Genomic DNA, 14,067 nt, shown 5'->3' with positions numbered 1-14,067 from the left:
GAGATCGCGTGCGCCATTGATTTTCTGTGGGCGCGGGGACGGGCGGGGTCGCAGCGGGATTTGAAAGTGTACCGGCGCTATAAACAGGTTTTGTAACTTAATTTTACTCGTCGGCCTTTCTAGAATAGCGATTCTTCTGCCCTGCCTGCGAGCTTCTCCCATGTCTGCCCCGCGCCGTTTTCCCTTGCCGTTGATCGCTGCCTTTTTCGCGTTGTACGTGATTTGGGGATCGACGTATCTGGTGATCCGCATCGGTATCGAGTACTGGCCACCGCTGTTGCTGGCCGGCATTCGTTTCGTGATCGCCGGTTCCCTGATGTACGCCTTCCTGCGCTGGCGTGGGGCTCCGGCGCCGACCTGGGCGCAGTGGAAAGCCGCCGGGATCATCGGGGTGCTGTTGCTCAGTTGCGGCAACGGCGCGGTGAGCGTGGCCGAGCATACGGGCGTGGCTTCCGGAGTGGCCGCGCTGGCGGTGGCCACGGTGCCGCTGTTCACCTTGCTCTGCGGTTATTTCTGGGGCGCGCGCAATACCCGCCTGGAATGGGCCGGGATTGTGCTCGGGCTGATCGGCATCGCGATGTTGAACCTGGGCTCCAACCTGCAATCGAGCCCGCTGGGCGCGATGTTGCTGGTGTTCGCCGCCGCCACCTGGGCGTTCGGTTCGGTCTGGAGCAAACACCTGCCGTTGCCGCAAGGGGCGATGGCCAGTGCCGTGGAAATGCTGGTGGGCGGCGTGGTGCTGTTGATCGGCAGTGCGGTCAGTGGCGAGCACCTGCCCGCCATGCCGCCGCTGGAAGGTTGGGCGGCGTTGGCGTACCTGATTTTCTTCGGCTCGATCATCGCTTTCAACGCTTACATGTACCTGTTGAAAAACGTACGCCCGGCGGCTGCCACCAGTTATGCCTACGTCAACCCGGCCGTTGCGGTGCTGCTGGGGATCGTGTTCGCCGGTGAGAGCATTGGTATCGAGGAAGGCCTGGCCATGTTGGTGATCATCAGTGCCGTGGTGCTGATCGGTTTGCCGCAGTGGCGTCGTACACCGCCACGACCGGCTGCGGTGGCGCAGACAGAATCGAGTGTGAATTAGGGTAAACTGCGCGGCATTGCACATCCATTTCGCATAACCGCGCTGATTTTTCCTACGGTAATCCCATGACTTTCGCCACCCTTGGCCTGATCGACCCCTTGCTGCGCTCTCTCGAGAAGCTCGGCTACCAGACCCCGACGCCGGTCCAGGCGCAAGCCATTCCGGCGGTGCTGGCCGGTCGCGACCTGATGGCCGCCGCCCAGACCGGTACAGGCAAGACCGCCGGTTTCGCCTTGCCGCTCCTGCAATTGCTGGCCATGGAAGGGCCGAAAGTCGCCGCCAACTCGGTTCGTGCGCTGATCCTGGTGCCGACCCGCGAGCTGGCCGAACAGGTTCACGAAGCTGTGCGCCAGTACGCCGAGAACCTGCCGTTGCGCACCTACGCGGTGTACGGTGGCGTCAGCATCAACCCGCAGATGATGAAGCTGCGCAGCGGCGTCGATCTGCTGGTCGCGACCCCCGGCCGCCTGCTCGACCTGTTCCGCCAGAACGCGCTGAAGTTCAACCAGCTGCAGACCCTGGTGCTGGACGAAGCCGACCGCATGCTCGATCTGGGCTTTTCCGAAGAGCTGGCGAACATCTACCGGGCGTTGCCGAAGAAACGTCAGACGCTGTTGTTCTCGGCGACCTTCTCCGATGACATTCGCCTGCTGGCCGGGCAAATGCTCAACGACCCGCTGAGCGTCGAAGTCAGCCCGCGCAACGTGGCGGCCAATACCGTCAAGCAGTGGGTGGTGACGGTGGACAAGAAGCGCAAGCCGGAACTGTTCGTGCACCTGATGCGCAAGGGCAAGTGGAAGCAGGTGCTGGTGTTCGCCAAGACCCGTAATGGCGTCGATGCGCTGGTGGAAAAACTCCAGGGCCTGGGCGTCAATGCCGACGGCATCCATGGCGACAAGCCGCAGGCCACCCGCCAGCGTGCGCTGGACCGCTTCAAGGTTGGCGAAGTGCAGATTCTGGTGGCCACCGACGTCGCGGCCCGTGGCCTGGATATCGAAGACCTGCCGCTGGTGGTCAACTTCGACCTGCCGATCGTCGCGGAAGACTACATCCACCGCATCGGCCGCACCGGGCGTGCGGGCTCGACCGGCGAGGCGATTTCGCTGGTGTGCGCCGATGAAGTGAATCTGCTGTCGGCCATCGAGATGCTGACCCGTCAGACCTTGAAGCGTCAGAACGAGCCGGAGTTCGAGCCCGAGCACCGTGTGCCGGAAACCGATGCCAGCGGCCAGGTGATCAAGAAACCGAAAAAGCCGAAGAAACCGAAGACGTCCGGCGGTGGCGGCAAGCGCAACCTCGGCAAGTGGGTGGACAGCGGCGACAGCGGGCCGGTGGAACCTTCGATCAAGCCTGTGCGAAAAGTGCCGGTGTTCAATACGGGGCCGCGTAAGCGTAAGCCTTGAAGGTTTGCGGTGCGCCCATCGCGAGCAGGCTCGCTCCCACAGGGAATTTGTGAACGACACTGATCCCCTGTGGGAGCGAGCCTGCTCGCGATGGCGGCGCCGCGGATCTCAGCCCTTGCGCCGCAACCACTCCACCATCCCCAACCCCGCCGCTCGCCCACTGGCAAAACAGGCAGTCAGCAGATAGCCCCCGGTCGGCGCCTCCCAGTCGAGCATCTCCCCGGCGCAGAACACTCCCGGCAACGGCTTGAGCATCAGGCGCTCATCCATCGACTCGAACTTCACACCGCCGGCGCTGCTGATGGCCTCGTCCAGTGGGCGGGTTTTCACCAGCGTCAGGGGCAGGGCCTTGATCGCCCGGGCCAGCAGCGCCGGGTCGGCAAAGCATTCGGCGCCGGTCAATTCCCGCAGCAGCGCCGCTTTCACGCCGTCGAGCCCCAATTGACTGTGCAGGTGCTTGGCCATCGAGCGTGACCCGCGCGGTTTGCTCAGGGCGGCCTGGATTTTATCCACAGGCCGGCCGGGCAGCAGGTCGAGGTGAACGGTAGCCGAGCCCTGTTGATTGATCGCCTCGCGGATCGGCGCCGACAGCGCGTAGATCAGGCTGCCTTCGACGCCGGTAGCGGTGATCACGCATTCACCGAGGCGGGGGATGTCGTCGTTGAGGCCGATGGCGATGTTTTTCAGCGGTGCACCGGCGAATTTGCTGACCATCAACTCGCTCCAGGCCTGCACCTCGAAGCCGCAGTTGCTCGGTTGCAGGGGCGCCAGTCCTACGCCGTGCTTTTCCAGTTGCAACATCCAGGCGCCATCCGAACCCAGGCGCGCCCAGCTGCCGCCACCGAGGGCGAGCAGGGTGGCGTCGGCCTGGATGGTTTTTTCACCGTCGGGGCTGTGGATAAGTAAATTGCCCTGTGGGTCCCAGCCCAGCCAGCGATGGCGGGTGTGGATAACCACGCCGCTGTCGCGCAGGCGCTTGAGCCAGGCACGCAGCAGGGGCGCGGCCTTCATGTCTGTGGGGAACACCCGGCCGGAGCTGCCGACGAAGGTTTCGATACCCAGGTCGTGGATCCACTGGCACAGCGCTTCGGCGCCAAAAGCGCGCAGCAGCGGGGCGATCTGTGGGGCGCGTTCGGCATAGCGTGAGAGAAACGCCGGGTAGGCTTCGGAATGGGTGATGTTCATGCCGCCGACCCCGGCGAGCAGGAATTTTCGGCCCACGGACGGCATGCCGTCGTACAGATCGACCTTGACCCCGGCCTGGCTCAGCACCTCCGCGGCCATGAGGCCCGCGGGGCCACCGCCGATGATGGCGACCTGGGAGAGGGGAGTGTCGGGCTGGGTCATGGGCAGTGCTGCGGTCTGGCGGAATAGGCCGGGCATTCTAGCAGCACATAAACCCTGTAGGAGCGAGCTTGCTCGCGATAGCGCAGTGTCAGTCGAAGTCGATGTTGACTGACACGCCGCCATCGCGAGCAAGCTCGCTCCTACAGGAGGGTTCGGGTTGATCAAAAAATGATCGCTGCTCTGCAGGCCTTGCTCTCTGTGGTCTGTACGACATTTCTCTCAGCTTATCCACAGGCAGTTCCACAGCCATTGTGGGTAAAGCATCCACAACTCAGTGACAGCCTGATGACGTCCAGACGCGCTGCGCACTGTGGTGGAGGATGCCGTGGCGGCGGGCCAGGGCCATGCGGTCCTTGCTGTAGCCACCGCCGATCACCCCCATCACCGGAATATCCCGGCCCAGGCAATGGCGCATCACGCTCTCATCCCGTGCGGCCACGCCTTCGTCCGTCAGCTTCAGGTAACCGAGGGCGTCATCCTTGTGTACGTCGACACCGGCGTCGTACAGCACCAGGTCGGGTTGATACAGCGGCAACAGGTAGTTGAGCGTGTCATCGACGATTTTCAGGTAGTCGGCATCACCCATGCCCTTGGGCAGTGGGATGTCCCAGTCGCTTTGTGCCTTGCGTGCAGGAAAGTTCTTTTCGCAGTGCAGGGAAACGGTGATCGCCTCCGGGGTATCGTGCAGGATGCGCGCGGTCCCGTCGCCCTGATGCACATCGCAATCGAAGATCAGCACCCGGTTCACCCGGCCGCTTTGCAGCAGGTAATGGCTGATCACCGCCAGGTCATTGAAGATGCAGAAGCCGGCCGGGTAGTCGTAGTGCGCGTGGTGGGTGCCGCCGGCCAGGTGGCAGGCCAGCCCGTGTTCCAGTGCCTGCTCCGCCGCCAGCAGCGAGCCGCCGACCGCGCGCACCGTGCGTCGGGCCAGGGCTTCGCTCCAGGGCAGGCCGAGGCGCCGCTGGTCTTCGCGGGACAACTCGCCGCTCATGTAGCGCTCGATATAGCCAGCGTCATGTGCGAGAGCGAGAATTTCCGGTGGGCACAGTTGCGGGCGCAGCAGGTCGGCGTCCCGGGTCAGGCCGCTGTCCACCAGGTGATCGCGCAGCAAGCGAAACTTGTCCATGGGAAAGCGGTGATCCGCCGGGAACTCGGGGCTGTAGTCTTCGTGGTAGATCAACGGCAATGGCATGACAGGACTTTCAGGGCTTCAGGCAGGAATGCAGGAAGGATCCTACCAGCGTTGTAGACTGGCAGCATGGGAAGGGGGAGAACTCGATGGAGCCAATTCTGGAGCTGGAAAGCGCTCGACTGCTGCTGCGACAGTGGCGTGACGATGATTTGCCGGCATTTGCGGCGATGTGCGCCGATCCACAAGTGATGCGGTATTTTCCGGCGCCATTGAGTCGGCTGGAAAGTGCTTCGCTGATCGGTCGTGTGCGCGGGCATTTTGCCGAGCACGGTTTTGGTTTGTGGGCACTGGAGCGCAAGGACACCGGGGCATTCATCGGATTTACCGGGTTGGGGGTGGTCGGTTTCGATGCGCCATTCACCCCGGCCGTGGAAATCGGCTGGCGCCTGGCCCGTGAACATTGGGGGTTGGGCTACGCCAGTGAAGCGGCGTGGACCGCTCTGCGCTGCGGCTTTGACCGCCTGGCGCTGGACGAGGTGGTGTCCTTCACCAGCGCCAGCAACACCCCGTCGGAAAAAGTCATGCAGGCCATCGGCATGCAGCATGACCGGGCGGATGACTTCGAACACCCCAAACTCGCGGCAGACCATCCCCTGCGCCACCATGTGTTGTACCGCATCAGTCGTGAGCAATGGCTGCAAACCTTGCATGGCTAAGCCGGCCGGGACGTTTACAATGGCCATCATTGGCCTCGGCCAGAACCTGAATAGGCCGCTTCAGCCATGGCTGCGCGGCATTGCGTTGTGTGAGGAGAGTCTGAATGAGCCACGTGTTGGAAGATCTGGTCGATTTGCTGACCCTGGAACCGATCGAGGAAAACCTGTTCCGTGGTCGTAGCCAGGACCTGGGGTTCCGCCAGCTGTTCGGTGGCCAGGTGCTCGGCCAGTCCCTGTCGGCGGCCAGTCAGACAGTCGAGGAAGCACGGCATGTGCACTCGATGCACGGTTATTTCCTGCGCCCTGGGGATGCCGGGCTGCCGGTGGTTTATCAGGTGGACCGGGTGCGTGACGGCGGCAGTTTCAGCACCCGTCGGGTCACGGCGATCCAGAAGGGCCACCCGATCTTCACCTGCAGCGCTTCGTTCCAGTACGACGAGAAAGGCTTCGAGCACCAGAGCCAGATGCCCGTGGTGGTCGGCCCGGAAAACCTGCCGTCGGAGCTGGAACTGACCCAGCAGCGGGCGCACCTGATTCCCGAGCATATGCGGGAAAAATTTCTGTGCCCCAAGCCGATTGAATTCCGACCGGTAACCGGGGAAGACCCTTACAACCCCAAGCCCAATGATCCGATCAAATATGTCTGGTTCCGGGCCGACGGTGCCCTGGCCGATTCGCCGGCGCTGCACAAATACCTGCTGGCCTATGCTTCGGACTTCGGCTTGCTGACCACGTCACTGCTGCCCCATGGCAAATCGGTGTGGCACAAGGACATGCAGGTGGCCAGCCTCGATCACGCGCTGTGGTTCCACGCCGACCTGCGTGCCGATGACTGGTTGCTCTACGCCATGGACAGCCCATGGGCCGGCAATTCCCGTGGCTTCTCCCGCGGCAGCGTGTTCAATCGCTCCGGGCAACTGGTGGCCTCGGTCACGCAGGAAGGCTTGATCCGCCATCGCAAGGACTGGGCATGAGCCTGACCGACATACGTCATTGGGTGTTCGACATGGACGGCACCCTGACGGTGGCCGTGCATGATTTCGCGGCCATCCGTGTGGCGCTGGCGATCCCGCCCGAAGACGACATTCTTACGCACCTGGCGGCATTGCCCGCCGATGAAGCGGCCGCCAAGCACGCCTGGTTGCTGGAGCATGAACGAGACCTGGCGCTGGGTTCGAAACCGGCGCCGGGGGCCGTGGAGCTGGTGCGTGACCTGGCCGGGCGCGGTTATCGGCTGGGGATTCTCACCCGCAATGCGCGGGAGTTGGCGCACGTGACGCTGCAGGCCATCGGCCTGGCCGACTGCTTTGCGGTGGAGGATGTGCTGGGTCGCGATGAAGCGCCGCCCAAGCCGCATCCCGGTGGCTTGTTGAAGCTGGCTGACGCCTGGCAGGTGCCGGCGAGCGAGATGGTCATGGTCGGCGATTACCGCTTCGACCTGGACTGCGGCCGGGCGGCGGGCGCGCGCACGGTGCTGGTGAATTTGCCGGACAACCCGTGGCCCGAGCTGACCGATTGGCATGCGGCGGATTGTGGCGAGTTGCGGCGGATGGTTTTGGGTTGAGATTTGCGGTGTCTGTGAGGGCCTCATCGCGGGCAAGCCCGCTCCCACAGAGGATCACGCCGTACCTGTAGGAGCGGGCTTGCCCGCGATGAGGCCCTTACAGACACCACAAAGCCTACTGATTGAACAACGCTTTCTGCCCCTCCACCGACATCAACATCTCCCCCCCATTGTGTCCAACCCCAGGCACTTCCAGCAGTTGCTGGTTCAACCCCTGGGGATGACGGCGCTTGAGGTACTCAAAATAATTGCGCCCGCGAGCCAGTCGGTTCGGGCCCTGGGCCTTGGCTTCGCAGCTCTTGTCCAGCGCCGGATGATTCGGGTCGATGTCCTGCTGCCCCAACAGGTAAACGATGTCGCGTTGCACGTAATTGTCTTCCAGTTGCCGGGGCGTTTGCCCTTCGGCGTAGGCGGGTAAATCCGCCAGGCCATACTTCCAGCGGTTGTAGTCCGCACAGCGTGCATGGCTGAACGCCACGGGACGGCGCTCATCGAAGTAGGCATAGGACGATGGATTGGCAACGACATAGCGCACATGCACACCCGCCGCCTCAAGCTCCGGCTGCTTATGACCGAGCATTGCGTAGCGCTGAACCACCTGGGCGCCGCCGGAGTGACCGACAATCACCACATCCTTCACATCGGGAAACTGCCGACGATCACCGAGCCGGGCGATGATCTGGTCCAGCGCGGCAAAGGAACTGACGGCGAAGGGCGCGGTGGACAAGCCGCCGGCCATCCAGTCATTGCCCTGCCAGCGCAGCACGCTGTCGGCCACGGGGTGGCTGGCCGCGTCGGTGTCATTGAGGAACTGCGGGGCGATCACCAGGGTGTTGGCGCTTTGCCCGGCCTGCTCGACGGTTCGTTCGGCGTTCTGCCGATAGGTTTCGGCATTGCGCAGGCGACCGTGGATGACGATCAGCACCCGCTCGATTTTCGTCGGTGCCGGGCCGATGCCCACCGCCATCTCGCCTTCTTTCAACAACAGCCGTCCCGGGCTGATTGCTTTGACTCCTTGTTCGACGGCCTGGGTACTTGCACTGGTCAACAACAACATCAACAGCCAATTTTTCATCTACAGGTTTTTCGCCGCAAAGGTATCGCACTGGCCCACCTGGCCTTGCGCAAATCCGGTTTTGAACCAGCGCACCCTTTGCGCCGACGTGCCATGGGTAAAGGAGTCCGGCACCACGCGGCCCTGACCCTGTTGTTGCAAACGGTCATCACCGATGGCGTTGGCGGCGTTGAGGGCTTCCTCGACGTCGCCCGGTTCCAGCCAGTTCAGGCGCTGCTGCGCGTGGTTGGCCCAGACGCCGGCCAGGCAATCGGCCTGCAACTCCTGACGCACCAGCAGCCCGCCATCACCTTCCATTTGCCGGCCTTGCTGACGGGCCGCCTGAATTTTCGCCGAGACACCGAGCAAGGTCTGCACGTGGTGTCCGACTTCGTGAGCGATCACGTAGGCCTGGGCGAAGTCGCCGGCGGCGGAAAAGCGTCGCGACATCTCATCGAAGAACGCCATGTCCAGGTAGACCTTCTGGTCCGCCGGGCAATAGAACGGGCCGGTTGCCGAGGTGGCCAGGCCGCAGGCCGAGTTCACCCGGTTGCTGAACAGCACCAGGGTCGGCTCCTTGTACTGTCGGCCGGCCTGTTGAAAGATCTGGCCCCAGGTGTCTTCGGTGTCACCCAGGATCGAGCGCACGAACTCTGCACTTTCATCATTGGCCGGTGGCGCCCTGCGCGTTTGCGTCGAGGCCGGTGCCGATGGCTCGCTCATTTGTCCGGTCAGTTGCCCGAGGATCTGCAAAGGGTCCTGGCCGGTGATCCAGCCGATGCCGACGATCAGAATGATCGCTGTCAGGCTCAGGCCCTTGCCGCCACCGAAGCGCATCCCGCCGCCACCACTGCCGATGTCATCGCCGCGGGCATCGACCACGTTGTCGCTGCGCCGGCCTTTTCTCCATAGCATGTGGGAATCCTCTGAGTATCCGTGGGATGAGTGTTGCTGGTGAGTGGGAGCCGCGCCAGTCCGGTCGTCCGGCTTTTCCGACCTCGAGTGCGTTGCCGAGTGGTATTGAACGTGGATAACCCGGCGAATTCCGTCTGGGGCCGGTTTTTTATAATCGTTCGATAAACGGCTGGAACATCTGGTCAAAGCGGCCCCGTCACGGTTACGGTAGGCGCAGTTGCAGGATGTTGCGCAACGCTACTGATCCTGATGTGGGCCACAAGGAATACCTGATGACCGTCAGCACCCCGCTTTCCGGTGTAAACCAGCCCTTCAAAGGGATTTTGCTGATCGTCCTCGCCACCTTTCTCTTTTCCAGCCACGACGCTTTTTCCAAGTACCTCTCGGGGTTCTACCCGATCGTCATGGTGGTCTGGGCGCGTTATGTGGTTCACACCCTGTTGATGGCCGGGATTTTTTTGCCGCAATCAGGGCTGCGCGTGTTGCGCACCAAAAGGCCGATCCTGCAGGTGGTCCGCGCGCTGTGCCTGCTGGGCACCAGCCTGTTTTTCACCACCGGCTTGTTGTACATCCCGCTGGCCGAAGCCACCGCGGTGAACTTCCTCGCCCCGGTGCTGGTGACCGCGCTGTCAGTGCCGCTGCTGGGTGAGCGGGTGACCCGTGGCCAATGGATCGCGGTGATCTGTGGATTCATCGGCGTGCTGATCATCGTTCACCCCGGCGGAGAGCTGTTCACGCCAGCGGTGTTGCTGCCGTTCTGCTCGGCGATGTTTTTCTGCTTCTACCAATTGCTCACCCGCAAGCTCGCCAGTGTCGACAGTCCGACCACCAGCAACTTCTTTGCCGGGCTGTGCAATACCCTGGTGATGAGCGCGTTGGTCCCGTTCTTCTGGCAGGTACCCAGCCCGGTGCACGCCCTGATGATGGTGGCGCTGGGTGCGTGCGGCATGACCGCCCACCTGTTCCTCACCCAGGCTTTCCGCTTCGCCGCCCCGGCGCTGCTGGCGCCGTTCGGTTACTGCCAGATCATCTTCGCTGGTTTGCTGGGCTGGTTGCTGTTCTCCCACACGCCGACGCTGACCACGGTGATCGGGATTGCGGTGATCTGTTGCAGTGGGTTGGCGGCGGCTTGGCAGCAGAGTCGGCGGTAGCCGCGAAACTCTTTGCCTGACTCAAAAACACTGTAGGAGCAGCCGGTCGACGCTCGATTGCTCGCGATGGCGGAGTGTCAGTCAACATTGATTTCGACTGATGTATCGCCATCGCGAGCAAGCTCGCTCCTACAGGGGGTAAATCCGGTTATTCGCTAACGGTCGGAATCTTGCGCGGTGCCATGAAGTACATCCAGGTCAGCGCAATGAAGTACATCGCCGGAATCAGGGTGAACAGCACCGTGTAGTTGTTGTTGGTGACCGTCAGGATGTGGCCGACCAGTTGGGTCATGAACATCCCGCCGATGGCCGCGCACATGCCGCCAAAGCCGAACACGGTGCTCATCATGTGTTTGGGCGTGTAGTCCATCACCAGGCTCCAGATGTTCGCCGTCCAGGCCTGGTGCGCACCGATCGCCAGGGAGATGGCGAACACCGCGACCCACAGGCTGCTGGAGCCGGCGGCCATGACCACGCCGATGATGCAGCAGGCGAACAGGAACATGGACAGCAACCGCGCCTTGATCGGGTTGACGCCGCGACCGATCAGGAACGAAGACAGGATGCCGCCGCCGACGCTGCCGAAGTCTGCCGTCAGGTAGATGATGATCAGCGGGATACCCATCTGGGTCACGTTGATCCCCAGGTTGTATTGCTGATTGAGGAACGGCGGCAGCCAATACAGGTAGAACCAGAACACCGGCGCGGTCATCGAGTAGGCGAGGGCGAAGGCCCAGGTGCCACGCATGCGCAGGATTCGCGAGAAGGGTACGCGGGTCTGCTCCGGTTCCACTTCCTTCTGGATGTAAGCCAGTTCAGCGGCATTCACGCTCGGGTGATCTTCCGGGTTGAAATACTTCAGGCCCCAGCACAGCAACCAGATACCGCCCAGTGCCGCCATGCACAGGAACGCGGCCTGCCAGCCCCAGGCGTGCAGGATCAGCGGCAACAGCATCGGCGTGAACATCGCACCGACGTTGGTGCCGGCATTGAAGATGCCGGTGGCCACGGCGCGTTCGCCGGCCGGGAACCACAGCCGCGTGGTTTTCACGCAGGCCGGGTAGTTGGCGGCCTCGGTCAGCCCGAGGATGAAGCGGCAGACCATGAAGCCGGCCGCCGAAGTGGCCAGGCCGTGGGCGCCGGTCGCCAGGCTCCAGAGCAGCACGGCGCAGAAGAACACGCGCTTCACGCCGACCCGGTCGATCAGGCGGCCTTGCAGGACGAAACCGATGGCATAACCGACCTGGAACCAGAAGTTGATGTTGGCGTAGTCCATCGCCGTCCAGCTCATTTCCTTGGCCAGGATCGGCTGCATCACGCCCAGTGCGGCGCGGTCGATGTAGTTCAAGGTGGTGGCGAAAAACACCAGCGCCAGCATGCCCCAGCGGGTCTTGCCGACCGCCATGGCACCGCGGATCTTGTCGCCGATGCCGCTGTGGGCAGAGGACATGGAGGGACGCTCCATGGGAGAGCTTTGAGAAGGAGTCATGTAGGCCACCCGATTATTTTTATGAGGTGTGGTACTTCGTTGGTAACCGAACCCGGCGATTCACGAAGGGCTCAATGTGGGATTGATGTTGCGCAGTGGACAAAAAATCGTCAATTCGCCAACGGGCATTGTGTTCGATAATCGCACGCAAAACTAACCGGATAGTACACTTTGAATTGCCCAAAGAAAAACGCAGCTCAATAATCGACTCATTCTTTCAAAAGCGGCGCGAATTCCCAGTAGCCGCAGCTTCCCCCGGGAGTCGAACCATGCAACGTTCCATTGCCACCGTGTCCTTGAGCGGCACCCTGCCGGAAAAACTCGAAGCCATTGCCGCCGCCGGATTCGACGGGGTGGAGATTTTCGAAAACGACCTTCTCTACTACGACGGCAGCCCGCGGGAAATTAAACAGATGTGCGCCGATCTCGGGATCGCCATCACCCTGTTCCAGCCGTTCCGCGATTTCGAAGGCTGCCGCCGTGATCGCCTGTCGCGCAACCTGGAACGGGCCGAGCGCAAGTTCGACCTGATGCAGGAGCTGGGCACGGACCTGGTGCTGGTGTGCAGCAACGCTTCGGCGGATTCAGTGGGCGATGAGCAGATTTTAGTCGATGACTTGCGCCTGCTGGCCGAACGCGCCGGGGCGCGGGGCCTGCGCATTGGTTACGAGGCGTTGGCCTGGGGCCGGCATGTGAACACCTATCAACAGGTGTGGAACATCGTGCGTCAGGCCGATCACCCGAGCCTGGGCGTATTGCTCGACAGCTTCCACACCCTCTCGCTCAAGGGCGATCCGCGTGCCATCGCCGACATTCCCGGCGACAAGATCTTCTTCGTGCAAATGGCCGACGCGCCGATCCTGGCCATGGACGTGCTGGAGTGGAGCCGGCATTTCCGCTGCTTCCCGGGCCAGGGCGAATTCGATTTGCCGGGGTTTCTCGCGCCGATCATCCAGAGCGGCTACACCGGGCCGTTGTCCCTGGAAATTTTCAACGACGGTTTCCGCGCTGCGCCGCCACGGGCCAACGCCGCCGACGGCCTGCGTTCGTTGCTGTACCTGGAAGAGAAAACCCGCGAGCGCCTGGCGCAAACCACGCCACCTGCGGTGAACACCGACATCCTCTTCGAGACCCCGGCCGCCTGCGAATACAACGGCGTCGAGTTCCTCGAGTTTGCCGTGGACGACGCCCTGGGCGCCAAGCTGGCCCATTGGCTGGAGCGGCTGGGCTTCGTCAAGGCCGGACTGCACCGCTCGAAAAACGTGAGCCTGATGCGTCAGGGCGACATCAACCTGATTCTCAACTCCGAGCCCTATTCGTTTGCCCACAGCTTTTTCGAGGCGCACGGTCCGTCACTGTGTGCCACGGCTGTGCGGGTCAAGGACAGCGCCAGCGCACTGGCGCGGGCGGTGGCCTACAAGGGCCAGCCTTATCGCGGGCTGGTCGGCCCCAACGAACTGGAACTGGCCAGCGTACGAGCCCCCGATGGCAGTCTGATTTACCTGGTGGACCAGCAGGCCGACGTCTATGGCACCGATTTCCATCTGCAAGCGAACGCGGTGGCTGGTGGCGGTCTCAAGCGCATCGACCACATGGCGATGGCCTTGCCGGCGGACAGCCTCGACAGTTGGGTGCTGTTCTACAAGAGCCTGCTGGATTTCGAGGCCGACGATGAAGTGGTGCTGCCAGACCCTTACGGGCTGGTGAAGAGCCGGGCCTTGCGTAGCCGCGACAGTTCGATTCGCTTGCCGCTGAACATTTCCGAGAACCGCAACACCGCCATCTCACACGCGCTGTCGAGTTATCGCGGCTCCGGCGTGCATCACATCGCGTTCGACTGCGACGACATCTTCGCCCAGGTCAGCCGCGCCAAGGCCGCCGGTGTGCCGCTGCTGGACATCCCGCTCAATTACTACGATGACCTGGCGGCACGGTTCGATTTCGACGATGAGTTCCTCAGCGAACTGGCTTACTACAACGTGCTGTACGACCGCGATACCCAGGGTGGCGAGCTGTTCCACGTGTACACCGAACCCTTCGAAGGCCGGTTCTTCTTCGAAATCATCCAGCGCAAGAATGGCTATGCCGGGTACGGAGCGGCCAACGTCGCGGTGCGCCTGGCGGCCATGGCCAAGTCCCGCAGCGGAGCGATTCGTCAGGCAAAGTTGTAGGAAATTGGTAAGCACGAGAGTAAACCCGTGCCGCGCGG

Annotated in this window: 12 protein-coding genes; 7 read left to right on the top strand and 5 right to left on the bottom strand. The window is 62.6% G+C overall.

Annotation, left to right across the window (positions count from 1 at the left end; all coding sequences use genetic code 11):
• Nucleotides 1–160: 160 nt before the first annotated feature.
• Both yedA and ABVN20_RS10090 read left to right on the top strand, forming a co-directional pair.
• Complete coding sequence (gene yedA / locus ABVN20_RS10095; protein ID WP_368555489.1) at nt 161–1,087, top strand: drug/metabolite exporter YedA; 927 nt, start codon at nt 161–163, stop codon at nt 1,085–1,087.
• A gap of 65 nt (nt 1,088–1,152) precedes the next feature.
• Nucleotides 1,153–2,490, top strand: a complete 1,338-nt coding sequence (locus ABVN20_RS10090) for a DEAD/DEAH box helicase (RefSeq protein WP_368555488.1) — start codon at nt 1,153–1,155, stop codon at nt 2,488–2,490.
• A 108-nt stretch (nt 2,491–2,598) separates the two neighbouring features.
• Here the strand turns inward: ABVN20_RS10090 and ABVN20_RS10085 are convergent, their stop codons facing one another.
• Nucleotides 2,599–3,837, bottom strand: a complete 1,239-nt coding sequence (locus ABVN20_RS10085; RefSeq protein WP_368557692.1) for a TIGR03862 family flavoprotein — start codon at nt 3,835–3,837, stop codon at nt 2,599–2,601.
• 271 nt (nt 3,838–4,108) lie between these two features.
• Nucleotides 4,109–5,029, bottom strand: a complete 921-nt coding sequence (locus ABVN20_RS10080; protein ID WP_368555487.1) for a histone deacetylase — start codon at nt 5,027–5,029, stop codon at nt 4,109–4,111.
• 86 nt (nt 5,030–5,115) lie between these two features.
• On the opposite strand from ABVN20_RS10080, the gene ABVN20_RS10075 reads away from it, so the two are divergent.
• The 3 genes from ABVN20_RS10075 to ABVN20_RS10065 all read left to right on the top strand — a co-directional run bounded on the left by ABVN20_RS10075 (nt 5,116) and on the right by ABVN20_RS10065 (nt 7,249).
• Nucleotides 5,116–5,685, top strand: a complete 570-nt coding sequence (locus ABVN20_RS10075) for a GNAT family N-acetyltransferase (protein ID WP_368555486.1) — start codon at nt 5,116–5,118, stop codon at nt 5,683–5,685.
• A 104-nt stretch (nt 5,686–5,789) separates the two neighbouring features.
• Complete coding sequence (gene tesB / locus ABVN20_RS10070) at nt 5,790–6,659, top strand: acyl-CoA thioesterase II (protein ID WP_368555485.1); 870 nt, start codon at nt 5,790–5,792, stop codon at nt 6,657–6,659.
• A complete protein-coding gene (locus ABVN20_RS10065; RefSeq protein ID WP_368555484.1) occupies nt 6,656–7,249 on the top strand; it encodes an HAD family hydrolase in 594 nt (197 codons plus the stop codon). Before tesB ends, ABVN20_RS10065 begins: the two co-directional genes overlap by 4 nt.
• A 115-nt stretch (nt 7,250–7,364) precedes the next feature.
• Here ABVN20_RS10065 and ABVN20_RS10060 read toward each other — a convergent pair whose 3' ends face one another.
• The gene (locus ABVN20_RS10060; protein WP_368555483.1) at nt 7,365–8,324 is read right to left on the bottom strand and encodes an alpha/beta hydrolase; all 960 of its coding nucleotides are present in this window, start codon (nt 8,322–8,324) and stop codon (nt 7,365–7,367) included.
• Nucleotides 8,325–9,218, bottom strand: coding sequence for a neutral zinc metallopeptidase (locus tag ABVN20_RS10055; protein WP_368555482.1), 894 nt, complete (start codon nt 9,216–9,218; stop codon nt 8,325–8,327). It lies immediately after the preceding gene.
• A gap of 272 nt (nt 9,219–9,490) precedes the next feature.
• Here ABVN20_RS10055 and ABVN20_RS10050 point away from each other — a divergent pair, with 272 nt between their 5' ends.
• On the top strand, nt 9,491–10,369 hold the full coding sequence (locus ABVN20_RS10050) for a DMT family transporter (RefSeq protein ID WP_368555481.1): 879 nt from the start codon (nt 9,491–9,493) through the stop codon (nt 10,367–10,369).
• A gap of 148 nt (nt 10,370–10,517) precedes the next feature.
• Here ABVN20_RS10050 and ABVN20_RS10045 read toward each other — a convergent pair whose 3' ends face one another.
• Nucleotides 10,518–11,834: an MFS transporter gene (locus tag ABVN20_RS10045; protein ID WP_368555480.1), complete on the bottom strand. Its 1,317-nt coding sequence runs from the start codon at nt 11,832–11,834 to the stop codon at nt 10,518–10,520.
• Between the two features lie 293 nt (nt 11,835–12,127).
• Between ABVN20_RS10045 and quiC the strand changes: the two genes are divergently transcribed.
• Complete coding sequence (gene quiC, locus ABVN20_RS10040) at nt 12,128–14,029, top strand: 3-dehydroshikimate dehydratase QuiC (RefSeq protein ID WP_368555479.1); 1,902 nt, start codon at nt 12,128–12,130, stop codon at nt 14,027–14,029.
• Nucleotides 14,030–14,067 lie beyond the last annotated feature (38 nt).

Origin of the sequence: Pseudomonas sp. MYb118, assembly GCF_040947875.1 — a bacterium.
Taxonomy (GTDB): Bacteria; Pseudomonadota; Gammaproteobacteria; order Pseudomonadales; family Pseudomonadaceae; genus Aquipseudomonas.
This window is presented reverse-complemented; position numbering and strand designations above follow the sequence as displayed.

What these genes read in the sequence shown, in the direction of transcription:
- yedA (WP_368555489.1), top strand. Translation starts at nt 161, where the DNA reads ATGTCTGCCCCGCGCCGTTTTCCCTTGCCGTTGATCGCTGCCTTTTTC.
- ABVN20_RS10090 (WP_368555488.1), top strand. Translation starts at nt 1,153, where the DNA reads ATGACTTTCGCCACCCTTGGCCTGATCGACCCCTTGCTGCGCTCTCTC.
- ABVN20_RS10085 (WP_368557692.1), bottom strand. Translation starts at nt 3,837, where the DNA reads ATGACCCAGCCCGACACTCCCCTCTCCCAGGTCGCCATCATCGGCGGT.
- ABVN20_RS10080 (WP_368555487.1), bottom strand. Translation starts at nt 5,029, where the DNA reads ATGCCATTGCCGTTGATCTACCACGAAGACTACAGCCCCGAGTTCCCG.
- ABVN20_RS10075 (WP_368555486.1), top strand. Translation starts at nt 5,116, where the DNA reads ATGGAGCCAATTCTGGAGCTGGAAAGCGCTCGACTGCTGCTGCGACAG.
- tesB (WP_368555485.1), top strand. Translation starts at nt 5,790, where the DNA reads ATGAGCCACGTGTTGGAAGATCTGGTCGATTTGCTGACCCTGGAACCG.
- ABVN20_RS10065 (WP_368555484.1), top strand. Translation starts at nt 6,656, where the DNA reads ATGAGCCTGACCGACATACGTCATTGGGTGTTCGACATGGACGGCACC.
- ABVN20_RS10060 (WP_368555483.1), bottom strand. Translation starts at nt 8,324, where the DNA reads ATGAAAAATTGGCTGTTGATGTTGTTGTTGACCAGTGCAAGTACCCAG.
- ABVN20_RS10055 (WP_368555482.1), bottom strand. Translation starts at nt 9,218, where the DNA reads ATGCTATGGAGAAAAGGCCGGCGCAGCGACAACGTGGTCGATGCCCGC.
- ABVN20_RS10050 (WP_368555481.1), top strand. Translation starts at nt 9,491, where the DNA reads ATGACCGTCAGCACCCCGCTTTCCGGTGTAAACCAGCCCTTCAAAGGG.
- ABVN20_RS10045 (WP_368555480.1), bottom strand. Translation starts at nt 11,834, where the DNA reads ATGGAGCGTCCCTCCATGTCCTCTGCCCACAGCGGCATCGGCGACAAG.
- quiC (WP_368555479.1), top strand. Translation starts at nt 12,128, where the DNA reads ATGCAACGTTCCATTGCCACCGTGTCCTTGAGCGGCACCCTGCCGGAA.